General features: G+C 62.6%; 21 protein-coding genes. 10 read left to right on the top strand and 11 right to left on the bottom strand.

All coding sequences use genetic code 11. The annotated features are described in order from the left end of the window. Window positions 1–14: 14 nt before the first annotated feature. From prfB to DTP52_RS12685, 9 genes are all read right to left on the bottom strand, one after another. Window positions 15–1,110 (bottom strand): peptide chain release factor 2 gene (gene prfB / locus DTP52_RS12725; protein ID WP_095963568.1). Its coding sequence is split into 2 segments (ribosomal slippage): window positions 15–1,037 and window positions 1,039–1,110, totalling 1,095 coding nucleotides; the frame shifts between segments, so codons are not numbered across the junction. A gap of 305 nt (window positions 1,111–1,415) precedes the next feature. Then, on the bottom strand, window positions 1,416–2,417 hold the full coding sequence (locus tag DTP52_RS12720) for a diguanylate cyclase domain-containing protein (RefSeq protein WP_109753674.1): 1,002 nt from the start codon (window positions 2,415–2,417) through the stop codon (window positions 1,416–1,418). A gap of 45 nt (window positions 2,418–2,462) precedes the next feature. Then, window positions 2,463–3,473 carry a chemotaxis response regulator protein-glutamate methylesterase gene (locus DTP52_RS12715; protein ID WP_109753673.1) on the bottom strand — a complete coding sequence of 337 codons (1,011 nt, stop codon included), beginning with the start codon at window positions 3,471–3,473 and terminating at the stop codon, window positions 2,463–2,465. Continuing rightward, window positions 3,470–5,734 carry a hybrid sensor histidine kinase/response regulator gene (locus DTP52_RS12710; RefSeq protein WP_109753672.1) on the bottom strand — a complete coding sequence of 755 codons (2,265 nt, stop codon included), beginning with the start codon at window positions 5,732–5,734 and terminating at the stop codon, window positions 3,470–3,472. The genes DTP52_RS12715 and DTP52_RS12710 overlap by 4 nt, the downstream gene beginning before the upstream one ends. Continuing rightward, on the bottom strand, window positions 5,731–6,402 hold the full coding sequence (locus tag DTP52_RS12705) for a chemotaxis protein CheW (protein ID WP_109753671.1): 672 nt from the start codon (window positions 6,400–6,402) through the stop codon (window positions 5,731–5,733). Before DTP52_RS12705 ends, DTP52_RS12710 begins: the two co-directional genes overlap by 4 nt. After that, a complete protein-coding gene (locus tag DTP52_RS12700) occupies window positions 6,399–7,664 on the bottom strand; it encodes a CheR family methyltransferase (protein ID WP_109753670.1) in 1,266 nt (421 codons plus the stop codon). The genes DTP52_RS12705 and DTP52_RS12700 overlap by 4 nt, the downstream gene beginning before the upstream one ends. Next, window positions 7,661–8,197: a chemotaxis protein CheW gene (locus tag DTP52_RS12695; protein ID WP_109753669.1), complete on the bottom strand. Its 537-nt coding sequence runs from the start codon at window positions 8,195–8,197 to the stop codon at window positions 7,661–7,663. The genes DTP52_RS12700 and DTP52_RS12695 overlap by 4 nt, the downstream gene beginning before the upstream one ends. Next, window positions 8,197–9,819, bottom strand: coding sequence for a methyl-accepting chemotaxis protein (locus tag DTP52_RS12690; protein ID WP_109753668.1), 1,623 nt, complete (start codon window positions 9,817–9,819; stop codon window positions 8,197–8,199). Before DTP52_RS12690 ends, DTP52_RS12695 begins: the two co-directional genes overlap by 1 nt. Window positions 9,820–10,190: 371 nt before the next feature. Beyond that, window positions 10,191–10,901 carry a tellurite resistance TerB family protein gene (locus tag DTP52_RS12685; RefSeq protein WP_109753667.1) on the bottom strand — a complete coding sequence of 237 codons (711 nt, stop codon included), beginning with the start codon at window positions 10,899–10,901 and terminating at the stop codon, window positions 10,191–10,193. A gap of 175 nt (window positions 10,902–11,076) precedes the next feature. On the opposite strand from DTP52_RS12685, the gene DTP52_RS12680 reads away from it, so the two are divergent. From DTP52_RS12680 to DTP52_RS12640, 9 genes are all read left to right on the top strand, one after another. After that, complete coding sequence (locus tag DTP52_RS12680; RefSeq protein ID WP_109753666.1) at window positions 11,077–11,991, top strand: LysR family transcriptional regulator; 915 nt, start codon at window positions 11,077–11,079, stop codon at window positions 11,989–11,991. A gap of 136 nt (window positions 11,992–12,127) precedes the next feature. After that, window positions 12,128–13,585 (top strand): gamma-aminobutyraldehyde dehydrogenase, encoded by a 1,458-nt coding sequence (locus DTP52_RS12675; RefSeq protein WP_109753665.1) that lies wholly within the window; start codon window positions 12,128–12,130, stop codon window positions 13,583–13,585. A 90-nt stretch (window positions 13,586–13,675) separates the two neighbouring features. Next, on the top strand, window positions 13,676–14,827 hold the full coding sequence (gene ydcS, locus DTP52_RS12670; RefSeq protein ID WP_109753664.1) for a putative ABC transporter substrate-binding protein YdcS: 1,152 nt from the start codon (window positions 13,676–13,678) through the stop codon (window positions 14,825–14,827). A gap of 201 nt (window positions 14,828–15,028) precedes the next feature. Next, window positions 15,029–16,066 (top strand): ABC transporter ATP-binding protein, encoded by a 1,038-nt coding sequence (locus DTP52_RS12665; protein ID WP_109753663.1) that lies wholly within the window; start codon window positions 15,029–15,031, stop codon window positions 16,064–16,066. A gap of 1 nt (window position 16,067) precedes the next feature. Then, the gene (locus DTP52_RS12660) at window positions 16,068–17,015 is read left to right on the top strand and encodes an ABC transporter permease (RefSeq protein WP_109753662.1); all 948 of its coding nucleotides are present in this window, start codon (window positions 16,068–16,070) and stop codon (window positions 17,013–17,015) included. Then, entirely contained in the window at window positions 17,005–17,814 is an 810-nt protein-coding gene (locus tag DTP52_RS12655; protein WP_109753661.1) for an ABC transporter permease, read from the top strand. The genes DTP52_RS12660 and DTP52_RS12655 overlap by 11 nt, the downstream gene beginning before the upstream one ends. 127 nt (window positions 17,815–17,941) lie before the next feature. Further along, entirely contained in the window at window positions 17,942–19,366 is a 1,425-nt protein-coding gene (locus DTP52_RS12650; protein ID WP_109753660.1) for a gamma-aminobutyraldehyde dehydrogenase, read from the top strand. A gap of 146 nt (window positions 19,367–19,512) precedes the next feature. Beyond that, a complete protein-coding gene (locus DTP52_RS12645) occupies window positions 19,513–19,764 on the top strand; it encodes a CopG family ribbon-helix-helix protein (RefSeq protein WP_109753659.1) in 252 nt (83 codons plus the stop codon). Then, window positions 19,739–20,038 carry a type II toxin-antitoxin system RelE/ParE family toxin gene (locus DTP52_RS12640; protein WP_109753658.1) on the top strand — a complete coding sequence of 100 codons (300 nt, stop codon included), beginning with the start codon at window positions 19,739–19,741 and terminating at the stop codon, window positions 20,036–20,038. Before DTP52_RS12645 ends, DTP52_RS12640 begins: the two co-directional genes overlap by 26 nt. A 45-nt stretch (window positions 20,039–20,083) precedes the next feature. On the opposite strand, the gene DTP52_RS12635 is transcribed toward DTP52_RS12640, so the two are convergent. After that, a complete protein-coding gene (locus tag DTP52_RS12635) occupies window positions 20,084–20,269 on the bottom strand; it encodes a hypothetical protein (RefSeq protein WP_109753657.1) in 186 nt (61 codons plus the stop codon). Window positions 20,270–20,630: 361 nt separating this feature from the next. On the opposite strand from DTP52_RS12635, the gene DTP52_RS12630 reads away from it, so the two are divergent. After that, window positions 20,631–22,256 (top strand): glucan biosynthesis protein D, encoded by a 1,626-nt coding sequence (locus DTP52_RS12630; protein ID WP_109753656.1) that lies wholly within the window; start codon window positions 20,631–20,633, stop codon window positions 22,254–22,256. 202 nt (window positions 22,257–22,458) lie between these two features. Here DTP52_RS12630 and DTP52_RS12625 read toward each other — a convergent pair whose 3' ends face one another. Further along, window positions 22,459–23,565 carry an NADH:flavin oxidoreductase/NADH oxidase gene (locus tag DTP52_RS12625; RefSeq protein WP_109753655.1) on the bottom strand — a complete coding sequence of 369 codons (1,107 nt, stop codon included), beginning with the start codon at window positions 23,563–23,565 and terminating at the stop codon, window positions 22,459–22,461. Window positions 23,566–23,735: the final 170 nt, after the last annotated feature.

The following is a 23,735-nucleotide window of genomic DNA, read 5'->3' as shown; positions in this document are numbered from 1 at the left end:
GCATGGGTGTCGCGTTACAGCCCTTGTTTGAGGCTGGCGATCAGGTATTCATCGATATCGCCGTCGAGCACCTTGTCGCAATCGCTGCGTTCGATGCTGGTACGCAGGTCCTTGATCCGCGAGGCATCGAGCACGTACGAACGGATCTGGTGACCCCAGCCGATATCCGACTTGGTGTCTTCCAGCGCCTGGGACGCCGCATTGCGCTTCTGCACTTCCTGCTCGTACAGGCGGGCCCGCAGCATCTTCATCGCGGTGTCTTTGTTGGCGTGCTGGGAACGCTCGTTCTGGCAGCTGACCACGGTGTTGGTCGGTACGTGGGTAATCCGTACGGCCGAGTCGGTGGTGTTAACGTGCTGGCCACCGGCCCCGGAGGAGCGGTAGGTATCGATGCGCAGGTCCGCCGGGTTGATCTCGATCTCAATGTTGTCATCGATTTCCGGCGAGACGAACACCGCCGAGAACGAGGTATGGCGACGGTTGCCGGAGTCGAACGGGCTCTTGCGCACCAGGCGGTGCACGCCGATCTCGGTACGCAGCCAGCCAAAGGCATATTCGCCCTTGATGTGCACGGTGGCGCCCTTGATCCCGGCGACTTCACCGGCCGACAGCTCCATGATGGTGGCGTCGAAACCGCGTTTGTCAGCCCAGCGCAGGTACATGCGCAGCAGGATGTTGGCCCAGTCCTGGGCTTCGGTGCCGCCGGAACCGGCCTGGATGTCCAGGTAGGCGTTGTTCATGTCCATCTCGCCGCTGAACATGCGACGGAATTCCAGCTTGGCGAGGTTCTCGTCAAGGCGTGTCAGCTCGGCGACGACATCGCCGACCGCACCTTCATCGTTCTCTTCGACAGCCATGTCCAGCAGGTCGCGGCAATCGGCCAGGCCGCTGGACAGTTCATCCAGGGTCTCGACGATCTGCGCCAGCGCGGAACGCTCGCGGCCCAGTTCCTGGGCGTACGAAGGGTTGTTCCAGACATTCGGATCTTCAAGCTCGCGATTGACTTCGGTCAGGCGCTCATGCTTTTGATCGTAGTCAAAGATACCCCCGAATAGTTTCGGAGCGCTCGGACAGGTCCTTGATGGTGTTAAGGATCGGGTTGATTTCCATGGCGGGCAGCACTCGTTGGCGAACTTTTGAAAGCCGGCGAGTATAACGTAATCAAGCGCCAGCGGCAGCCCGCCTGGCGGCTTTAGGGGCAATGAGCTTCAGGGGGGATTCTGCACAATACCCCTGTGGCGAGGGGATTTATCCCCGCTGGGCTGCGAAGCAGCCCTAAAAACCCGACAACTCGGTGTGCCAGGCAAATTGAGTTGACTGTATTTGGGGCTGCTACGCAGCCCAGCGGGGATAAATCCCCTCGCCACAATAAGCCCCTCAGCCACAAAGGCGTTCCAGTCGACATCCAGGGTGATCTATTCAACCCCCACCCGATTGCGCCCACTGTGCTTGGCCACGTACAGCCCCTTGTCCGCCGCCGAGATCAATTGCCGGCTATCGCTACCCTGCTGTGGGGTAAAGGTCGAGACGCCGATGCTGATAGTCAGGTTCTCGCCGCCGTCGGGCGTGGCGTGGGGGATTTTCAGGGCGACGACGTTCTGGCGCAGTTTCTCGGCCATCAGCCGGGCGCCGCCAGGCGAGGTGCCGGGCAGTACCAAAGCAAACTCTTCGCCGCCGTAGCGGGCCGGCAAGTCGGACGGACGGCTGCACGCCTCGCGGATCGCCGTGGCGACCTTGCGCAAGGCTTCGTCGCCCTCCAGGTGACCGAAGTTGTCGTTGTAGGACTTGAAGTAATCCACGTCGATCATCAGCAGCGACAATTGACTCTGGTCGCGCATCGCCCTGCGCCATTCCAGCTCCAGGTACTCGTCGAAGTGCCGGCGATTGGACAGCCCGGTCAGGCCATCGGAGTTCATCAGGCGTTGCAGCACCAGGTTGGTGTCGAGCAGTTGCTGCTGGCTGACCCGCAGCGCGCGATAGGCCGCGTCGCGCTGCAACAGCATCATGTAGGAACGCGAGTGATAGCGGATGCGCGCCACCAGTTCGATGTTGTCCGGCAACTTGACCAGATAGTCGTTGGCCCCGGCGGCAAACGCCGCGCTCTTGACCAGCGGGTCCTCCTTGGTGGACAGGACGATGATCGGGATATCACGGGTGGCCGGATGGTTACGGTACTCGCGCACCAGGCTCAGGCCATCGAGGCCAGGCATCACCAAATCCTGGAGAATCACCGTCGGCTTGATGCGAACCGCGTGGGCGATGGCCTGGTGCGGGTCGGCGCAGAAGTGGAAGTCGATGTTTTCTTCATTCGACAGCCCGCGCCGCACCGCTTCGCCGATCATCGCCTGGTCGTCGACGAGCAAGACCATGGCGGCGTTCTCATCGCGCTTGAATTCGTCGAGCTGCAGATCATTCATGGTGGCTTACCTGAATACGGCCTGGGGCAAAGCTGGCGGGGTTCTTCATGGGGTAAAAATCTCCAACAACCGTGGCGCGATAGCGTCCAGGGCAAGAATATGGGCGGCGGCGTCGATGGCGGCGGCCGCTTTGGGCATCCCGTACACCGCACTGCTGCGCTGGTCCTGGGCGATGGTCACATAGCCCTGCTGGCGCATGAGTTTAAGCCCTTGTGCACCATCACGGCCCATGCCAGTGAGCAATACGCCCACCGCGTCGCCACTCCAGTACTGGGCGACACTGTCGAAAAACACGTCGATGGAGGGCCGGTAGATCTCGTTCACCGGCTCGGCGGTGTAGGCCAGGGTGCCATCCTTCAACAAACGCAAATGATGGTTGGTCCCGGCCAGCAACACGGTACCGCTCTGCGGTGTCTCGCCGTGCCGGGCCAGGCGCACCGTATGGCCCGATACACTGCCCAGCCACTCGGCCATGCCTGCGGCGAACACCTCGTCCACATGCTGGACCAGCACGATGGCCGGGGCAAAGTCACGCGGCAGCGCCTTGAGCAGCACCTCCAGCGCCGCCGGCCCGCCCGCGGACGATCCGATGGCCACCAGGCTCTTGCGCGACACTGCCGCACGCTGCGGCGCTGGCGCGGGTCGTTCACGCTTGTTGCGCTCACCGATCAGCCAGCCGATGTTGGTGATCTTGCGCAGCAACGGCGCCGCCGCGTCCGCCGGGTTACCGACGCCCAGGGCCGGGGTATCGACCACATCCAGCGCGCCATGGCCCATCGCCTCGAACACCCGGTGAACGTTCTGCTGGCTGTCACCAGTGACAATCACGATCGCACAGGGGCTGTCGGCCATGATCCGTCGGGTGGCCTCCACGCCATCCATGATCGGCATGAGCAAGTCCATCAGGATCAGGTCCGGGGTGTATTCGGCGCAGCGCTGCACCGCCTCGGCCCCGTTGGTGGCCACCCAGACCAGTTGATGCGCCGGCTCGAACGCCAGGGCGCGGCGCAGGGCCTCGACCGCCAGGGGCATGTCATTGACGATGGCGATCTTCAAGCGCGTGCCCCTCCGATCAATTCGACCACGGCGTCGAGCAAGGCGTCGTCATGGAAACTCGCCTTGGCCAGATAATAGTCGGCGCCAGCGTCCAGGCCACGGCGGCGATCTTCTTCGCGATCCTTGTAGGACACCACCATCACCGGTAGCGATTGCAAACGGTTGTCACGCCGCAACAGCGACACCAACTCGATACCGTCCATGCGCGGCATGTCGATGTCAGTGATCAGCAGATCGAAATCCTCCGAGCGCAAGGCGTTCCAGCCGTCCATGCCATCCACCGCCACGGCCACGTCGTAGCCGCGACCCCGCAACAACTTGCGCTGCAGCTCGCGCACGGTCAGGGAATCGTCCACCACCAGGATCCGCTTGCGCGGGGCCTGGGCCTGGTCCTGCCGGGCAATGCGTTCCAGGCGCCCGGTATCGAGCAACTTGTCCACCGAACGCAGCAGGTCTTCGACATCGACGATCAACACCACCGAGCCATCGTCGAGCAAGGCCCCGGAAGAAATGTCCTGGACCTTGCCCAGGCGTTCGTCCAAGGGCAAGACCACCAGGGTCCGCTCACCGATGAAGCGCTCCACCGCCACGCCGTAGATCGTCTCGCGCTCGCGGATCACCACGACCTTGAGGGTCTGGCCGTTGTTCTGCGTGGCCGGGCGATTGAGCAACTGGCTGGCGGCGACCAGCCCCACGTGCCGGCCTTCATGCCAGAAGTGCTGGCGGCCTTCGACCTGCACGATGTCTTCCGGCGCCAGGTCGCACATGCGTTCGATGTGGGCCAGGGGAAAGGCATACGCTTCATCGCCGACTTCCACCACCAGGCTGCGCACCACCGATAGCGTCAGCGGCACCTCGAGATGGAAACGACTGCCCTCGCCTGCCGCCTGCTCCAGCACCACCGCGCCGCGCAACTGCCGGACCATGTGCTGGACGGCGTCCAGGCCGACGCCGCGCCCGGACACTTCGGTGACGGTGTCGCGCAGGCTGAACCCGGGCAGGAACAGGAAGGTCAGCAGCTCCTCTTCGCTCAGGCTGGCGGCGGTTTGCTCAGGAGAAAGACCGCGCTCGACGATGCTGCGGCGCACCCGCTCCAGGTCCACCCCGGCGCCGTCGTCCGCCAGCTCCAACACCAGCAGACCGGCCTGATGAGAGGCGCGCAGGCGGATCAGGCCTTCGGCGGGCTTGCCGGCCAGCAGCCGTTGCTCCGGGGTTTCGATGCCATGGTCCACGGCGTTGCGCAACAAGTGGGTCAGCGGTGCTTCGAGCTTTTCCAGCACATCACGGTCGACCTGGGTTTTCTCGCCTTCAATCTCCAGGCGCACCTGTTTGCCCAGGCTGCGGCCCAGGTCACGGACCATTCGTGCCTGACCCGAAAGCACGTCGGCGAACGGCCGCATGCGACAGGCCAGTGCGGTGTCGTAGAGCACCTGCGCCCGCTGACTGGCCTGCCAGGCGAATTCATCCAGCTCGGCGGTTTTCTGCGCCAACAACTGCTGGGTTTCGGCGAGCAAGCGGCGGGCATCACCAAGGGCTTCCTGGGCTTGCAGGCTCAGGGGGTGAGCCTTGAGGTGCACGTTCAGCTCTTCAAGGGCGCGCAAGCCACTGCCTTGCTGGCGCTTGAGCCGTTGCAGCGTCGCCAGCCAGGGCTTGAGGCGCTGCGTCTCCACCAAGGACTTGCTCGACAGGTCGAGCAGACTGTTGAGGCGCTCAGCCGTGACCCGCAGGACCCGCTCGCCGCCTTCGGTGACCCGCTTGCGTTTCGGCGCCGGTTCCATTGCCTCGGGCGATGGCGCTTGCGACAGCTCGACGCGTACCGGCTCGACTGGCGTCTCGATGATCGGTGGCGCCACCGCCGGGACCTGTGGCGCATTGGGATCGAGAAGACGCCCCATCAACGCCACGTAGGCATCGATGTCCGGGGCGCCGACGCTGTTGCCCGGGGTGGCGATGCGTGTCAGCAGGTCAGTGCCTTGCAGCAAGGCGTCGATATGTTCGGCGCCCAGCACCAGGCGCCGCTCCTGGGCGCTGACCAGGCAATCTTCCATCACATGGGCCACGCTGACCCCGGCGTCCACCCCGACAATACGCGCCGCGCCCTTGAGGGAATGCGCCGCACGCATGCACGATTCAAGATGATCGGCCTGGGTCGGATCGCGCTCCAGGGCCAGCAGGCCGGCGCTCAGCACCTGGACCTGGGCTTCGGCTTCCAGGCTGAACAGCTCCAGCAACGAGGTGTCGCGCATCTGATCGGGGGTCATGACAGGCTCCGGGCCACAGCGGACAGCAACTGTTCTTCATCCAGCCAGCGCAGACTGCGGCCCTTATAGGGCAGCACGCCCCGGGTGTACTTGGCCGCCGATTGCGAAGCGCCCGCCAGGATGCGCTCATCGATGGCGTGGATGCCGTCCACCTCATCCACCGGCACCACCACTGGCCCGCCCTTGGCCGCGACAATCAACATGCGTGGCATCACCCGTGCGCCGGAAACTGCCGCCACGCCGGGTTCCAGGTCCAACAGTTCCACCAGCGACAAGCAAGCCACCAGCGCCCCGCGCACGTTCGCCACGCCCAGCAAGGCCCGTGAACGCTGGTGAGGCAAGGAATGGATCGGCTGCAACGGCGCCACTTCCACCAGGCTGCGCGTCGTCAGGCCCAGCCATTCCTCGCCGAGGCGGAACATCAGCAGCGAACGCGTGACCACATCGCTGTCTACCGGGGCAAGGGACAAATCCCGCTGATCGTGCGGCAAGGCATAACGGTCGAGCAGCCGGGTGGCGGCCGCCGAATACACTGAACAATTACGGCAGTGGATATGCTCGGCCAACAACGGACAGGATTTGTCGCCATGCACACCGATGCGATTCCAGCAGTCGTCGATTGCCTGGGCATCGTCATGGGTGACGGTGTAAGAAGCCGAACCGCTCATCGTTTGTGCTCACTGTCTGCCGTGCGCCCGCTGCGGGCGGCACGTTCCTGCAATCGACGGGCTCCGGCCGCGTCTCCCTGGGAAGCCAGCAGCGCCGCCAGATGCACCAGGGCCTCGGCGTGTTGCGGTTCAAGATAAAGCGCCTTGCGATAAAAACCCTGGGCTTCCAGCGCGCTGCCGGCCATGTCGCTGAGCAGGCCCAACCAATAGAACACCTGAGCGTTTGGCGCGTGGCTGCGCAAGTATTCTTCGCAAGTCGCACGGGCCTCGGCGCTTTTGCCGCCGTTGGCCAGGGCGGCGATATTGGCCAGCAAGGTCGCGGCATCGCTGCCTTTGGGCTCGGCAATCGGCGTCACGCTCGCCGCAAACGGTCGCGGCCGAATCACCGGCGGGACAACGCGCGACGGTGGCTGCCGAACCGGCAACGGGGTCGACATCAACGCCGGCACTGGCTGTGGCTCGGGAGCCCCCTGGCGGCTGAAAGCGAACGATTGAGCAATCCCGATCGAGCGCATGCCCAGTCGTCCCAGCAAGCTGCCCTCGGCAGGGCCGATAAACAGCACGCCGTCCTGATGGGTCAGGCGCTTGAGTACCTCGAACACTTGCTGTTGGGTCGGCTGGTCGAAATAGATCAGCAGGTTGCGACAGAACACAAAATCGTAAGGTGCCTCGTTCACCAGCAGGGCCGGATCCAGCAGGTTGCCCACTTGCAAGCGCACCTGTTCACGCACCCGTTCGCTGAGGCGGTAGCCCTCGTCTTCGGCGTCGAAATACCGCTCGCGAAAACCCAGCTCCGCACCACGAAAGGAATTCCTGCCGTAACGTGCCTCCTTGGCCCGCGCCACCGACAGCGGGCTGACGTCCAGGCCGTCCACCTTGAACTGATGTGGCCCCAGGCCGGCGTCGAGCAAGGCCATGGCAATAGAGTAAGGCTCTTCACCGGTGGAGCACGGCAAGCTGAGAATGCGCAGGGCCCGCAGGTGCTTGATCTCGGCCAGGCGCTTGACGGCCAGCCTGGCGAGGGTCGCGAAGGATTCGGGATAGCGGAAGAACCAGGTCTCCGGAACGATCACTGCTTCGATCAGCGCTTGCTGCTCCTGGGCCGAATGCTGCAGGCCCTGCCAATATTCATCGGCGGTACGCCCGGGCACGGCAATGATGCGCTGGCGCACGGCCCGCTCAATGATCGCGGTGCCGACGGAGGTCACATCCAGGCCGATGCGCTCCTTGAGAAAATCGAAAAACCGCTGGTCGTTGTTCATGGCAGAGCCTCGAGATCATCGAGGTTCAGCGGCGACGCAGGAAACAGCAGCCCACGCACTGACTCATCGAGCAGGTCATTGACCCGTACCCATTGCAACAACCCATGGGCATCTTCGCGGACCGGACCGAGGTACGGCGCCTGCCGATTGTCCAGGCCGTAGGGTTTGAAATCGGTCGGGTCACAGCGCACGGTGTCGGTCGCCTGTTCCAGGATCAGGCCCAACACCTGTTCCGTTTGTTGTGCGTCGCCCTGATAGCGCACCAGCACCAGTCGCGTGCTGGTCCTGGCCTCGGCACTCTGGCCAAAGGTCAGGGCGCACAGGTCGATCACCGGCACCACCGTCCCGCGCCAGGCAAACACCCCCGCCACCCAGGACGGCGCCCGGGCGATCGGCTTGAGGGGCAGGCGCGGCAGCACTTCCACCACATCGATGGCCTGCAGGGCATAACGCTCGCTGCCGATGCGGAACTCCAGGAACAACGTCTGGCGGGCCGTCGGTGCGGCACCACGCCGGGTCTCGAACTCGCCCATCAGACTTTGAAACGCGAGACGCCGCTGCGCAGCCCCACGGCGACCTGGCTCAGCTCGTCGATGGCGGAACTGGCCTGGCGCAGGGACTCCACGGTCTGGCTGCTGGCATCGCCCAGTTGCACCAGGGCGTGGTTGATCTGCTCGGCCCCCGTGGCCTGGGCCTGCATGCCCTCGTTGACCATCAACACCCGCGGCGCCAAGGCCTGGACCTGATGGATGATCTGCGACAGTTGCTCGCCGACCTGCTGCACTTCGGCCATGCCCCGGCGCACTTCTTCGGAGAACTTGTCCATGCCCATCACGCCGGCCGATACAGCGGACTGGATCTCGCGCACCATCTGCTCGATGTCATAGGTCGCCACGGCGGTCTGGTCGGCCAAGCGTCGGACTTCAGTCGCCACCACGGCGAAACCGCGACCGTACTCACCGGCCTTCTCGGCCTCGATGGCCGCGTTGAGGGACAGCAGGTTGGTCTGGTCGGCCACTTTGACGATGGTCACCACCACCTGGTTGATGTTGCCCGCCTTCTCGTTGAGGATCGCCAACTTGGCGTTCACCAGGTCGGCGGCGCCCATCACCGAATGCATGGTTTCTTCCATGCGCGCCAAGCCCTGCTGGCCGGAACCGGCGGCCACCGAGGCCTGGTCGGCGGCGGTGGAGACTTCGGTCATGGTGCGCACCAGGTCGCGAGAGGTGGCGGCGATTTCCCGGGACGTCGCGCCGATCTCGGTGGTGGTCGCGGCGGTTTCGGTGGCCGTGGCCTGTTGCTGGCGCGAGGTGGCGGCGATCTCGGTGACCGAAGTGGTGACCTGCACCGACGAGCGTTGGGCCTGGGACACCAGTGAGGTCAGCTCGGCCATCATGTCGTTGAAGCCGGTTTCCACTGCACCGAACTCGTCTTTGCGCGCCAGGTTCAGGCGCCCGCTCAGGTCACCGCTGCGCATGATCTCGAGGATTTCGACGATACGGTTCATCGGCGCCATGATCGCGCGCATCAGCAACAGGCCACACAGTACAGCGATAATCAGCGCGACCAGGAACGACAGGCCCATGGCGACCTTGGCCGCCGTCACCGCATCACCGATGGTCTGGGTGGCGTCTTCCGCCAGTTCACGATTGCGCTCGATAATGTGATTCAGATGCCCGCGACCGCCGATCCATGCCGGCGTCAGCTCTTTATCCAGCGCCAGCCGGGCACCTTCGTAGTCCTTGCGCTGGTACAAGTCCAGGACCTTTGCCATGGCCTGGTTGAATGCCAGGTGATTGGCCTCGAACTCATCGAAAGAGGCCTGGTCGGCGGGGTTCTGGATCAGCTTTTGATAGTTCTGTATTTCTTCGCGCAGGTGCTGCTCGAAGCCCTGGTAGCGGGCCTTGTCCTCGGCGGTGATTTCCCGGTTCCCCGAGAGACCGACAATTTGCTGGGTCAAGACGTAGCTGTCGACCCAGCCACCGCGAATCATGGAACTGTAATACACCCCCGGCACCGCATCGGCCCGCACCTTTTCTTCACTGTCCTGGATCTTCAACAACCGTGAATAAGAGACCACCACCATCAGCAACATAATGGCGATGATCACCGCAAAACTCGCCAGGATGCGTTGGCGCAATGTCCAATTCTTCACAGTAAAACCTCGGGCACTTGAAAATGCTGGGGAGTATAGCCGAGGGCGGCGTCGCATCTGTATGGCGCTGTGGGGTGATTTTGGCGAGGCCGAAGTTCACCGTTTTCTCAAAATGAGCAATGCCCCCTTGTGGGAGCGAGCTTGCTCGCGATAGCGGTATATCAGCCAACTATGCTGTGACTGACCGGGCGCCATCGCGAGCAGGCTCGCTCCCACAGGAAAATGCGTTGGATACAAGACTATCAAACGACACAAAACCATTGTGGGAGCGGGCCCGCTCGCGATAGCGGTGTATCAGCCAATGATGCTGTGACTGACCAGGCGCCATCGCGAGCAGGCTCGCTCCCACAGGGAATAGCGTTGGGGCTGTTCTATACGGTCGCCTGGCGCACCTGTTTCTCCAGTTCCACCTTCAACCCCGGTTCCAGCTTGAGTTGGCGCGCCAGTTCATCGAGGTAGGACTTCTCCATGAAGTTTTCCTCGTCCACCAGCATCACGCTGGCGATGTACATTTCCGCGGCCATTTCCGGGGTGCTGGCGGCGCGGGCGACGTCAGTGGGGTCCAGGGGCTTGTTGAGTTCGGCGTGCAGCCAGTGTTGCAGTTCCTGGTCGTTGTCGAGCTTGGTGAACTCACCTTCGATCAACTGCCGCTCACGTTCGTCCACATGGCCGTCGGCCTTGGCCGCCGCCACCAGCGCCTTGAGGATCGCCTGGCTGTGCTGTTCGACCTGCGCCGGCGGAACGCGGTCGAGGGTCTGCGGTTCGGTTTTCGGTGCGCTGCCCTGCTGGGCCTGCCAGTTGCCGTAAGCCTTGTAGGCGATCACGCCCAAGGCCGCCAGGCCACCATAGGCCAGGGCCTTGCCGCCGAAGTTGCGGGCTTTCTTGTTGCCCAGCAACAGGCCCATGGCCCCGGCGGCCAATGCCCCGCCGCCCGCACCGGAAAGCATTCCGCCCAGGTTGCCGGAGCCGCCGAGCAATCCGCCCAGGCCGCCGGACGATTTGCCCTGGGAGCCGCCCGCCTTGTTCTGCAACATTTCCTGGCCGGACTTGAGAAGCTGATCGAGCAATCCACGAGTGTTCATTTGCTGCCTCCACGCATTCGGAGTAACCGGATCATTAAGGCCATCAGCCTAGATCGAAAGTGCCCCGCCGCCTTCGGCGAGATTGCTTCGAGATGTTGCCTGTCGACTCGCTACCCATTGAAAAAAACGATATACACTGGAGCTCATCGATAAAACCGCTCAGCGGGCAATCCCCATGATGACGTTGCGTCAGATTCGCCATTTCATCGCCGTGGCCGAAACCGGCTCCATCTCTGCCGCTGCGCAAACGGCCTTCATTTCCCAGTCGACCTTGACCCTGGCCATCCAGCAATTGGAGCAGGAGATCGGCGTCAACCTGTTCAATCGCCACGCCAAGGGCATGACCCTGACGCACCAGGGCCACCAATTCCTGCGCCAGGCCCACTTGATCCTGGCCACCGTCGACAACGCCAAGCGCAGCCTGCAACAAAGCACCGACCAGGTTGCCGGCCAAGTCACCATCGGCGTCACCAGCCTGGTCGCCGGGTATTACTTGGCGGACCTGCTGACCCGTTTCCAGCGCGCCTATCCCAACGTGGAAATCCGCGTCATGGAGGACGAGCGGCCCTACATCGAGCATCTGCTGGTCAGCGGCGAAATCGATGTCGGGGTGCTGATCCTGTCCAACCTGGAAGACCGCCACGCCTTGCAGACCGAAGTCCTGACCCATTCGCCCCATCGCTTGTGGCTGCCGGCGCAGCATCCGCTGCTGGAACACGACAGCATCAACCTGGCCGACGTCGCCCGCGAACCGCTGATCCAGTTGAACGTCGATGAAATGGACCGCAACGCCCAGCGCCTGTGGCGCGGTGCCGGCCTGCAACCGAAGGTCACCCTGCGCACCGCCTCGACCGAAGCGGTGCGCAGCCTGGTGGCGGCGGGATTGGGCGTGTCGATCCAGCCGGACATGACGTACCGCCCATGGTCGCTGGAAGGCGACATCATCGAAGCGCGACCGATTGCCGACCTCAACCAGACCCTCGACGTCGGCCTGGCCTGGCGCCGGGGCACGGCGCGACCGGCGTCGGTCGACCCGTTCCTGGCCGTCGCCCGGGAACAGCCCCATGGCGGACGCAAGCCATCTATTTAATCGAACGAAGCCTTGAGTATTTCGAATTTGTCGGCCTTGAGGCTGAGCACTAGTCTTGCTGCATCACCACATTCCATTGTGGGAGTGAGCAGGCTCGCTCCCACAGGTTCTTTGTTTCCACTGAGACCTATAAAAAATGGCAGGCACGCAAACCCCGTTATGCACCGCGTTGCTGATAGACGGGGAACTCGCTCCTGGTGAGGGCATTGTCGAGCCGATCCTCAACCCGGCCACCGGCGAAGTGTTGGCTCACATCGCCGAGGCCAGCACCGAGCAGGTCGAAGCCGCGATTCTCGCCGCCCATCACGCCTTCGATGGTTGGTCGCGCACCACGCCACAACAGCGTTCGAACCTGCTGCTGGAGATTGCCAGTGCCATCGAGAAAAACGCCGATGAGCTGGCCCGCCTCGAATCCCTGAACTGCGGCAAGCCACTGCATTTGGCGCGTCAGGATGACCTGAGCGCCACGGTGGATGTATTTCGTTTCTTCGCTGGTGCCGTGCGCTGCCAGACCGGCCAGCTCAGCGGCGAATACCTGCCCGGCTACACCAGCATGGTGCGCCGCGACCCAATCGGTGTAGTGGCGTCCATTGCGCCATGGAATTACCCGATCATGATGGCCGCGTGGAAAATCGCCCCGGCCCTGGCCGCCGGCAATACGCTGGTGTTCAAGCCCTCGGAACACACGCCGCTGTCGATCCTGGCCTTGGCCCCAACGCTGGCCGAGATCCTGCCACGGGGCGTGATCAACATCGTCTGCGGGGGTGGCGAAGGTGTGGGCAGCCATCTGGTCAGCCATCCGAAAGTACGCATGGTCTCGCTGACCGGCGATATCGTCACCGGGCAGAAGATCCTCCAGGCCGCAGCGAAAACCCTCAAGCGCACGCACCTGGAGCTCGGTGGCAAGGCGCCGGTGATCGTGTGCAACGACGCCGACCTCCAGGCGGTGGTCGAAGGCGTGCGTACCTACGGTTATTACAACGCCGGGCAGGATTGCACCGCGGCGTGCCGGATTTACGCCCAAGGGGCGATTCATGACCGGCTGGTGGCCGAACTCGGCGCGGCAGTCAGCAGCCTGCGCTTTGCCGGCAAGCGCGATGCCGACAATGAAATCGGCCCGCTGATCAGCACCCGCCAGCGCGACCGGGTTGCCAGTTTTGTCGAGCGCGCCCTCGGCCAGCCGCACATCGAACGCATCACTGGCGCGGCGGTGCATTCCGGTGCCGGTTTCTATTACCAGCCCACGCTGCTGGCCGGCTGCAAGCAAAGCGATGAAATCGTCCAGCGCGAGGTGTTCGGCCCGGTGGTCACCGTGACCCGCTTCGACGAACTCAGCCAGGCGGTGGACTGGGCCAACGATTCCGAATACGGCCTGGCGTCCTCGGTGTGGACCCAGAACCTGGACAAGGCAATGCAGGTGGCGGCGCGGCTGCAATACGGCTGCACCTGGATCAACAGTCACTTCATGCTGGTCAGTGAAATGCCCCACGGCGGCCTGAAACGCTCGGGCTATGGCAAAGACCTGTCCAGCGATTCGCTCCAGGATTACAGCGTGGTGCGCCACATCATGGCCCGCCACGGCCAGCATCTGTAGATAACAGCACTACTCTAATAACAGGCCTTCAATGGCGCTTCACCCCGTTGAAACACTGCCCCGACCATAATTAAAGCAAGAGGGATTTCCATGTACGCGCACAAGACCGTATTGCTCAGTGCAATCACCACGGCGCTGCTGACCAGCGTCAGCCTCCAGGCCGCCGAACCGCTCAAGGCCATCGGCGCTGGCGAGGGCCAACTGGATATCGTCGCCTGGCCGGGTTACATCGAACGCGGCGAAAGCGACAAGGCCTACGACTGGGTGACCGGTTTCGAGAAGGAAACCGGCTGCAAGGTCAATGTGAAAACCGCCGCGACGTCCGACGAAATGGTCAGCCTGATGACCAAGGGCGGCTACGACCTGGTCACCGCGTCGGGCGACGCCTCGCTGCGGCTGATTGCCGGCAAGCGCGTGCAACCGATCAACACCGCGCTGATCGCCAACTGGAAAAACCTCGACCCGCGCCTCAAGGATGCGCCGTGGTACGTGGTCAACCAGCAGACCTACGGAACCCCGTATCAGTGGGGCCCGAACGTGTTGATGTACAACACCGAAGTATTCAAGCAGGCGCCCACCAGTTGGGGCGTGCTGTTCAACGCCCAGAACCTGCCCGACGGCAAGCCGAACAAGGGACGCGTGCAAGCCTACGATGGCCCGATCTACATCGCCGACGCGGCGCTGTACCTCAAGACCGCCAAGCCTGAGCTGGGCATCAAGGACCCCTACCAACTCGACGAAGCGCAGTACAAGGCCGTGCTGGAATTGTTGCGGGCCCAGCAACCGTTGATCCATCGCTACTGGCACGACACCACCGTGCAGATGAGCGATTTCAAGAACGAAGGCGTGGTGGCGTCCGGCGCCTGGCCGTATCAGGTCAACGGCCTGATGAACGAAAAACAACCGATCGCCTCGACCATTCCAAAAGAAGGTGCCACCGGTTGGGCCGACACCACGATGCTGCACGCCGAGGCCAAGCACCCCAACTGCGCGTACAAATGGATGGACTGGTCGCTGCAACCGAAAGTCCAGGGTGACGTGGCCGCATGGTTCGGCTCGTTGCCAGCGGTACCGGCGGCGTGCAAGGGCAGCGAACTGCTCGGTGCCGAAGGCTGCAAGACCAACGGCTTCGACCAGTTCGACAAGATCGCCTTCTGGAAAACCCCGCAGGCCGAGGGCGGCAAGTTCGTGCCGTACAGCCGCTGGACCCAGGACTACATTGCGATCATGGGTGGGCGGTAAGCCTCAGTCGGCTTAGGAAACTGAACACCGCTCTTGTGTGGGAGCAAGGCTTGCCCGCGATGAAGATGATGCGGTCTTTCGGGGAACCGAGGTGCCTGTATCGCGAGCAAGCTTTGCTCCCACAGCGCTGTTCCCACAGGTCCAGTGTCCGGCCCACCACCAACAATCCAACGGAAGTCGCGCTTTTTGGAGCCCCGCACCATGACGCTTGCAGTCCAATTCACCCAGGTATCCCGTCAGTTTGGCGAAGTGAAGGCCGTTGACCGGGTTTCCATCGACATTCAGGACGGCGAGTTCTTTTCCATGCTGGGCCCCTCCGGCTCGGGCAAGACCACCTGCCTGCGCTTGATCGCCGGGTTCGAACAACCCAGTGCCGGCTCGATCCGCATCCACGGCGAAGAAGCCGCCGGACTCCCGCCCTATCAACGGGACGTCAACACGGTGTTCCAGGATTACGCGCTTTTCCCGCACATGAATGTGCGCGACAACGTCGCCTACGGCTTGAAAGTCAAAGGCGTCGCCAAGGCCGAGCGCATCAAGCGCGCCGACGAAGCACTGGAGATGGTGGCCCTGGGCGGTTATGGCGAACGCAAGCCCGTGCAACTCTCCGGCGGCCAGCGTCAACGTGTGGCCCTCGCTCGTGCACTGGTCAATCGCCCGCGGGTGTTGCTGCTGGACGAACCCTTGGGCGCCTTGGACCTGAAGCTGCGCGAGCAGATGCAAGGCGAGTTGAAGAAACTGCAACGCCAGCTGGGCATCACCTTCATTTTCGTCACCCACGACCAGACCGAAGCCTTGTCGATGTCCGATCGCGTGGCAGTGTTCAACAAGGGCCGGATCGAACAGGTCGACACGCCGCGCAACCTGTACATGAAACCGGCGACCACCTTCGTCGCCGAGTTCGTCGGTACTTCCAATGTGATTCGCGGCGAACTGGCCCGGGAACTGAGCGGTTATCCACAGCCGTTCTCGATCCGTCCGGAACACGTACGCTTCGCCGAAGGTCCGTTGGCCGCCCATGAAATCGAAGTCCACGGCCTGCTGCACGACATCCAGTACCAGGGCAGCGCCACGCGCTACGAGTTGAAACTTGCCAACGGCCAGACCCTGAACCTCAGCCAGGCCAACACCCAGTGGCTCGACAACACCGCCCAGCACCAGACTGGCCAGCCCCTCAGCGTACGCTGGGCGCGGGAGGCGATGGTCGCGCTGCATGACACTGTCGGCGGTGAGGTGTGAGATGAACACCCTGACCATCAACCAAACGCCTGCGTCCGGTTCACCGTTGCGGCGTTTTTCCAACCTGCTGTATCGGCGGCCCAACCTGTACCTGTCGATGTTGCTGGTGCCGCCGCTGATCTGGTTCGGCGCGATCTACCTGGGCTCGCTGCTGACCTTGCTGTGGCAGGGCTTCTACACCTTCGATGACTTCACCATGGCGGTCACCCCCGACCTGACCCTGGCGAATTTCACCGCACTGTTCCAGCCCTCGAACTTCGACATCATCCTGCGCACCTTGAGCATGGCCATTGTCGTGTCCATCGCCAGCGCCATCGTCGCGTTCCCGATTGCCTACTACATGGCGCGCTACACCAGCGGCAAGACCAAGGCGTTTTTCTACATCGCAGTGATGTTGCCAATGTGGGCCAGCTACATCGTCAAGGCCTATGCCTGGACGCTGCTGCTGGCCAAGGGTGGCGTAGCGCAGTGGTTCGTCCAGCACCTGGGGCTGGAACCGCTGTTGCAGTTCGTACTGGGGATCCCCGGAGTGGGCGGTAGCACCTTGTCCACCTCACACCTGGGACGTTTCCTGGTGTTCGTCTACATCTGGCTGCCGTTCATGATCCTGCCGATCCAGGCCTCACTGGAGCGCCTGCCGCCATCGCTGCTGCAAGCCTCGGCGGACCTGGGCGCCAGACCACGCCAGACGTTCATGCAGGTGATCTTGCCGCTGTCGATCCCGGGCATTGCCGCCGGCTCGATCTTCACCTTCTCGCTGACCCTGGGGGATTTCATCGTGCCGCAACTGGTGGGCCCGCCGGGCTACTTCGTCGGCAGCATGGTCTACGCCCAGCAAGGCGCCATCGGCAACATGCCCATGGCTGCGGCGTTCACGCTGGTACCCATCGTGCTGATTGCCATCTACCTGTCTATCGTCAAGCGCCTGGGGGCTTTCGATGCACTCTGAAAAATCCTCCTGGGGCCTGAAGATCGCCGCGTGGGGCGGGCTGGTGTTCCTGCATTTCCCGATCCTGATCATCTTCCTCTACGCCTTCAACACCGAGGACGCAGCCTTCAGCTTTCCGCCCAAGGGCCTGACCCTGAAGTGGTTCAGCGTCGCCTTCGCGCGCCCGGATGTGCTCGAAGCTATCAAGCTGTCGTTGCAGATCGCGGCCATCGCCACGCTCATCGCCATGGTGCTCGGTACGCTGGCCTCGGCAGCGCTGTACCGCCGGGATTTCTTCGGCAAGCAGGGCATTTCGCTGATGCTGATCCTGCCGATTGCCCTGCCAGGGATCATCACCGGCATTGCCCTGTTGTCGACCTTCAAGACCCTGGGCATCGAACCGGGCATGTTCACCATCATCGTCGGCCACGCGACCTTTTGCGTGGTGATCGTCTACAACAACGTCATCGCCCGCCTACGCCGCACCTCCCACAGCCTGATCGAAGCCTCGATGGACCTGGGCGCCGACGGTTGGCAAACCTTCCGCTACATCATCCTGCCCAACCTCGGCTCGGCACTGCTGGCCGGAGGGATGCTGGCGTTTGCGCTGTCGTTCGACGAAATCATCGTTACCACCTTCACCGCCGGCCACGAACGCACGCTGCCGCTGTGGCTGCTCAACCAGCTCAGCCGCCCTCGCGACGTGCCGGTGACCAACGTGGTGGCGATGCTGGTGATGATCGTGACGATGCTGCCGATACTCGGCGCTTATTACCTGACCCGGGGCGGGGAGAGCGTGGCGGGGAGTGGCGGGAAATGAATCTGATACTAACGATGACCACCCAATGTGGGAGCGAGCCTGCTCGCGATGGCGTTTCTGAAGGCGCCAAAAGCTTCGCGAGCAGGCTCGCTCCCACAGAAAAACGGCGACAGACGAGGATATGCACATGCAAACCAAACTGCTGATCAACGGCCACTTGGTAAACGGCGAAGGCCCCGGCCAGGCGGTGTTCAACCCGGCACTGGGGCGGGTTCTGGTGGAAATCAACGAAGCCAGCGAGGCCCAGGTCGATGCCGCCGTGCGTGCGGCCGACAGTGCCTTCGAAAGCTGGTCCCAAGTCTCGCCCAAGGACCGTTCCCTGCTCCTGCTAAAACTGGCCGATGCCATCGAAGCCCACGGCGAAGAACTGGCAAAGCTCGAATCGGACAATTGCGGTAAACCCTTGAGCGCCGCGCTGAACGACGAGATCCCGGCAATCGCCGACGTGTTCCGCTTCTTTGCCGGCGCCAGCCGCTGCATGAACGGCTCGGCGGGCGGCGAATACCTGCCGGGGCACACCTCGATGATCCGCCGCGACCCGGTGGGGGTCATCGCCTCCATCGCGCCATGGAACTACCCGTTGATGATGGTTGCCTGGAAAATCGCCCCGGCCCTGGCCGCTGGTAATACCGTGGTGCTCAAGCCATCGGAACAGACCCCGCTGACCGCGTTGCGCCTGGCGGAACTGGCGTCGGAAATTTTCCCAGCGGGTGTGCTCAACGTGGTGTTCGGTCGTGGGCAAACCGTCGGCCAACCGCTGGTGACTCATCCGAAAGTGCGCATGGTGTCGCTGACCGGCTCCATCGCCACCGGTTCGAACATCATTTCCAGCACCGCCGACAGCGTCAAGCGCACGCACATGGAACTGGGCGGCAAGGCCCCGGTGATCATTTTCGACGACGCCGACATCGACGCGGCGGTGGAAGGCATCCGCACCTTCGGGTTCTACAACGCCGGCCAGGATTGCACGGCCGCATGCCGCATCTATGCCCAGCAAGGCATCTACGACCGCTTCGTCGAGAAGCTCGGCGCCGCGGTGGGCAGTATCAAGTACGGCCTGCAAACCGCGCCAGACACCGAGATGGGCCCGCTGATCACCGCCCAGCACCGCGACCGCGTCGCCGGCTTCGTCGAACGCGCCATCGCCCAGCCGCATATCCGCCTGGTCACCGGCGGCAAGGCCGTGGACGGCAACGGGTTCTTCTTCGAACCAACGGTGCTGGCCGACGCGCAGCAGGATGACGAAATCGTCCGCCGCGAAGTCTTCGGGCCGGTGGTGTCCGTCACGCCGTTCCTCGACGAAGCGCAAGTGCTGGCCTGGGCCAACGATTCGGACTACGGCCTGGCTTCATCGGTGTGGACCGCCGACGTCGGCCGCGCCCATCGCCTGTCGGCACGCCTGCAATACGGCTGCACCTGGGTCAACACGCACTTCATGCTCGTCAGCGAAATGCCCCATGGCGGTCAGAAACGTTCCGGCTATGGCAAGGACATGTCCATGTATGGGCTGGAGGACTACACGGTGGTGCGGCATGTGATGTTCAAGCATTGAAGCCAAGACAACGTTAGCAACACATGCTCGCGCCCGCCCGACCTGCACGCTGCTAAGGTTTTCGTCGACGGGCGCACGCTCGCCGGTTGACGGAAATCCTGGCAGGACCTAGGGTGTCTACAACGTATACAGCTTGGAGATTAGCCATGGCCTCGCCCGTTTTGTCCTTTCGTGTGGAAGAAGGTCTGGCCCAACAGCTGGATTTGCTGGCTGCCGCCACCGACCGCGACCGTCAATATCACCTCAAGCGTGCACTGGTTCGATATGTAGAGGCCGAGTCCTGGCATCTGCAAGCCATCAGCGAAGGCATAGCAGACGCCGATGCTGGAAATCTGACCGATCTGGATGCCGTGAAGGCTAAGTGGGCAAAACGTGCCGAGCATCGTACTGACCGATAAAGCACAGAGTGACCTCGACTCGATTCATGAACATTACCAAAGCGCTATCGGCACGCAAGGCGCTGACGATGTCATCATCGCCATCCTGGAGACGCTGCGACAATTGCAGCGTTTTCCCGGTTCAGGCCGTCCTTCAGTCGTTCCCGATACTCGAGAGCTGGTGCTGACACGCTATCCATTCGTTGCGCCTTACCGACTCGTACAGGGGCAATTGCAAATCCTGCGGATATTGCACCAGCGCGGCGAACGGCCCCAGGATTGGTCAATGGAGTAACTTTGGCCGGTGCTCTCCTGGCCCGGCCATCATCACCGCGCTTGATCAGAATCTGGAAACACTGCGCATCGCATCCACCAGGTAACGCATGGCGATGCGGTCGTTTTCCGACAGTTCCCGATAGCGCTCCACCAGCCTTAACTCTTCCAGGCTGAGCCGTCGTGTCCTGCGTCCATTGGTCAGGCCTGGAAAGATCCCCAGCATTTCGGTAATGCCCTGTATTTTTGTCATGAACTGTCCTTCTTTACGTCGAGTTGACCTGATAGCGCCGTCTGAATCCGGGTTGAATCGTCTATCACGCTAAAGAATAGGGAGGATTCAAAGCGTGAAAAGGGAGTTTTAGAGTAATTAGTCAAAAAAAGTTGGAATCGACATAAAAAAAGAAATAACTGTAAGAAAATTTGACCAAGCCACGCTTTCCCTTTCTCTCCAAGCCTGCATTTCCCCTATGATTTTGCGCCTCGGTGAACCGATCCAGCTCTCAGGCATCTGTTCTAACGTTCGTCGCGTTTGGCCAAAGGCATGTCCGAACTCCTTTACCAATCTCTGTTGCCAGGATCGGCTCGGGATTGTTTCGAGAAAGGTTGTATTTATGCACCGCAGGAATCTGCTCAAGGCCTCCATGGCTTTCGCCGCCTACACTGGGCTATCGGCCTCCGGGCTCATGGCCGCCCGTGCCTGGGCCGCCGATCAGACTGCCGACGGCGAAGCCCGTCCCTTCGATTTCAACGGTTTGAAGGATCAGGCCCGGCGGCTGGCCGAGAGCCGCTACGTCGACACCAAGCAAGTCCTGCCACCGACCCTGGCCCAAATGTCGCCGCTGCAGTTCAACGCCATCCGTTATGACGCCAATCATTCGCTGTGGAATGCGCTGGACGGGCAACTGGACGCACAATTCTTCCACGTCGGCATGGGTTTCAAGCAGCCGGTGCGCATGTACAGCGTCGACCCGAAGACGCGTATGGCCCGTGAGGTGCACTTTCGTCCGGAACTGTTCAACTATGAGAAAACCACGGTCAACACCTCGCAGTTGACGGGTGACCTGGGCTTCGCCGGCTTCCGTGTCTTCAAGGCGCCGGAACTGGACCGGCACGACATCGTTTCTTTCCTGGGGGCCAGCTATTTCCGCGCAGTGGACGCCAGCGGCCAGTACGGGCTGTCGGCACGCGGCCTGGCCATCGACACCTATGCCAAGAAGCGTGAGGAATTCCCGGACTTCACCAAGTTCTGGTTCGAAACCCCGGAGAAGAACAGCACCCGGTTCGTGGTCTACGCCCTGCTCGACTCCCCCAGCGCCACCGGTGCCTATCGGTTTGATATCGATTGCCAGCCGACCCGGGTGGTGATGGAGATCGACGCGCACATCAATGCCCGTACCGCCATCGAGCAACTGGGCATTGCGCCCATGACCAGCATGTTCAGCTGCGGCACCGTCGAGCGGCGCATGTGCGACACCATCCATCCGCAAATCCACGATTCCGACCGGCTGGCCATGTGGCGCGGCAACGGCGAGTGGGTCTGCCGCCCGTTGAACAACCCCGCCAACCTGCAGTTCAATGCCTACGCCGACAAGGACCCGAAAGGCTTCGGCCTGGTGCAGACCGACCATGACTTTGCCAGCTACCAGGACACCGTGGACTGGTACAGCAAGCGCCCGAGCCTGTGGGTCGAGCCTACGACGGCCTGGGGCGAAGGCTCGGTCGACCTGCTGGAGATCCCTACCACCGGCGAAACCCTGGATAACATCGTTGCGTTCTGGACACCGAAAAAACCGGTGGCTGCCGGCGACTCGCTGAACTATGGCTACAAGCTCTACTGGAGCGCGCTGCCACCCGTGAGCACGGACCTGGCCCATGTCGACGCGACCCGTTCGGGCATGGGCGGCTTCATCGAAGGCTGGGCACCGGGCGAACATTACCCGACCGTCTGGGCCCGTCGTTTCGCCGTGGACTTCAGCGGCGGCGGCCTCGACCAATTGCCGCCGGGCACCGGCATCGAACCGGTGGTGACCTGTTCCCACGGCGAGGTGAAGGACTTCAACGTGCTGGTGCTGGATGCGATCAAGGGCTACCGCATCACCTTCGACTGGTACCCGACCGACGACCGTGTGGACCCGGTGCAGATGCGCCTGTTCATTCGCACCAAGGACCGGACCTTGAGCGAGACCTGGTTGTACCAGTACTTCCCGCCGGCGCCGGATAAGCGCAAGTATCCCTGAGCCCTGCTGTGTCAGGAATGACGCCTTCGCGAGCAGGCTCGCTCCCACATTGAGCCTTGTTGTGAACGCTATCCGCGCCACACAACAGATCCACTGTGGGAGCGAGCCTGCTCGCGATGAGGCCGGTACAAGCACCAATTTTTTTCAAACAAACCCAAAGCCCCGGCCAATGACGACCGGGGCTTTGGGTTTTACCAAGCACTCAATCCCGCAAATCCGACTCATGGATCGGCTGGTCCCGATGCGTGGCCCGCTGGTACTGCGCCGGCCATGTAGCCTTGCGTCCACCCAAGTCATCATCGGCATGCAGGGCCCAGTACGGATCGCGCAACAATTCCCGGGCGAGGAAAATGATGTCGGCCTGGCAGGTACGCAGGATGTGTTCGGCCTGGGCCGGTTCGGTAATCATGCCGACAGTGCCGGTGGCGATTTCCGACTCCTTGCGAACCCGTTCGGCAAAGCGTGTCTGGTAGCCCGGGCCTGTGGGAATTTCCGCATTCGCGGCGGTGCCGCCCGATGACACATCGATCAAGTCCACTCCCAGGGCCCTGAAGCGTCGCGCCAGCTCCACGGTTTCATCCGGGTTCCAACCGTCCTCGACCCAGTCGGTGGCGGAGACACGAACGAACACGGGCAATTCTTCAGGCCATACGGCCCGGATCGCTTCAGTGACTTGCAGCACCAGGCGGATGCGGTTCTCGAACGAACCGCCGTATTGATCGCGGCGCTGATTACTCAAGGGCGACAGGAACTGATGCAGCAGATAGCCATGGGCCGCGTGGACCTCGACCACCTTGAAGCCGGCCGTAAGAGCTCGCTTGGCCGAGTCCACGAAGGCCTGGATGACTCCGGCGATCTGCCCTTCGTCCAGTTGCACCGGCTGGGTGTGTTGCGGGTCGAAGGCTATCGGCGACGGACCGACCGGCACCCAACCGCCGTCCGCTGGTTTGACGCTGCCATGCTTGCCCAGCCAGGGCCGCCAAGTGCTGGCCTTGCGCCCGGCATGGGCCAGCTGTATGCCCGGCACGGCCCCTTGGGCGGTGATGAACCGGGTGATGCGTTGCAAGGGTTCGATCTGTTCGTCGTTCCACAGCCCCAGGTCCTGGGCGGTGATGCGGCCGTCGGCGGTCACGGCGGTGGCTTCGGTGAACACCAGGCCGGCACCGCCCACGGCGCGGCTGCCCAAGTGCACCAGGTGCCAATCGTTGGCCAGGCCATCGGTGCTCGAATACTGGCACATCGGCGATACCGCGATGCGATTGGGCAGGGTCAATTGGCGAAGAGTATAGGGTTCCAGCAGCAGACTCATGGGGCACCTCTCGAATCAGTGGGCAGGCTCCAGGGTTCTGTTTGAAAAGTCGACGAGTGACAAAAGGTGCAACACCCGCCCCCGCGGGCAACGAAAATCGACAAGACGTCACAACGGCTATCAAGCAGTGCTTAGAGCCTAGTCGACAACCCGGGAGGCGGGAGGGTTCA

Origin of the sequence: Pseudomonas sp. 43mfcvi1.1, from assembly GCF_900115935.1 — a bacterium.
GTDB classification, from domain to species: Bacteria; Pseudomonadota; Gammaproteobacteria; order Pseudomonadales; family Pseudomonadaceae; genus Aquipseudomonas; species Aquipseudomonas bijieensis.
Note: the sequence above shows the minus strand (reverse complement) of the source record. Positions and strands in the feature narration are given on the sequence as shown.

Bases quoted from the DNA above. Each gene is read 5' to 3' on its own strand.
- DTP52_RS12720 (WP_109753674.1), bottom strand. From the start codon at position 2,417: ATGAATGATCTGCAGCTCGACGAATTCAAGCGCGATGAGAACGCCGCC.
- DTP52_RS12625 (WP_109753655.1), bottom strand. From the start codon at position 23,565: ATGAGTCTGCTGCTGGAACCCTATACTCTTCGCCAATTGACCCTGCCC.
- DTP52_RS12700 (WP_109753670.1), bottom strand. From the start codon at position 7,664: ATGAACAACGACCAGCGGTTTTTCGATTTTCTCAAGGAGCGCATCGGC.
- DTP52_RS12660 (WP_109753662.1), top strand. From the start codon at position 16,068: ATGAACACCCTGACCATCAACCAAACGCCTGCGTCCGGTTCACCGTTG.
- DTP52_RS12645 (WP_109753659.1), top strand. From the start codon at position 19,513: ATGGCCTCGCCCGTTTTGTCCTTTCGTGTGGAAGAAGGTCTGGCCCAA.
- DTP52_RS12650 (WP_109753660.1), top strand. From the start codon at position 17,942: ATGCAAACCAAACTGCTGATCAACGGCCACTTGGTAAACGGCGAAGGC.
- DTP52_RS12680 (WP_109753666.1), top strand. From the start codon at position 11,077: ATGATGACGTTGCGTCAGATTCGCCATTTCATCGCCGTGGCCGAAACC.
- DTP52_RS12630 (WP_109753656.1), top strand. From the start codon at position 20,631: ATGCACCGCAGGAATCTGCTCAAGGCCTCCATGGCTTTCGCCGCCTAC.
- DTP52_RS12675 (WP_109753665.1), top strand. From the start codon at position 12,128: ATGGCAGGCACGCAAACCCCGTTATGCACCGCGTTGCTGATAGACGGG.
- DTP52_RS12665 (WP_109753663.1), top strand. From the start codon at position 15,029: ATGACGCTTGCAGTCCAATTCACCCAGGTATCCCGTCAGTTTGGCGAA.
- ydcS (WP_109753664.1), top strand. From the start codon at position 13,676: ATGTACGCGCACAAGACCGTATTGCTCAGTGCAATCACCACGGCGCTG.
- DTP52_RS12655 (WP_109753661.1), top strand. From the start codon at position 17,005: ATGCACTCTGAAAAATCCTCCTGGGGCCTGAAGATCGCCGCGTGGGGC.
- DTP52_RS12710 (WP_109753672.1), bottom strand. From the start codon at position 5,734: ATGACCCCCGATCAGATGCGCGACACCTCGTTGCTGGAGCTGTTCAGC.
- DTP52_RS12705 (WP_109753671.1), bottom strand. From the start codon at position 6,402: ATGAGCGGTTCGGCTTCTTACACCGTCACCCATGACGATGCCCAGGCA.
- DTP52_RS12635 (WP_109753657.1), bottom strand. From the start codon at position 20,269: ATGACAAAAATACAGGGCATTACCGAAATGCTGGGGATCTTTCCAGGC.
- DTP52_RS12685 (WP_109753667.1), bottom strand. From the start codon at position 10,901: ATGAACACTCGTGGATTGCTCGATCAGCTTCTCAAGTCCGGCCAGGAA.
- DTP52_RS12695 (WP_109753669.1), bottom strand. From the start codon at position 8,197: ATGGGCGAGTTCGAGACCCGGCGTGGTGCCGCACCGACGGCCCGCCAG.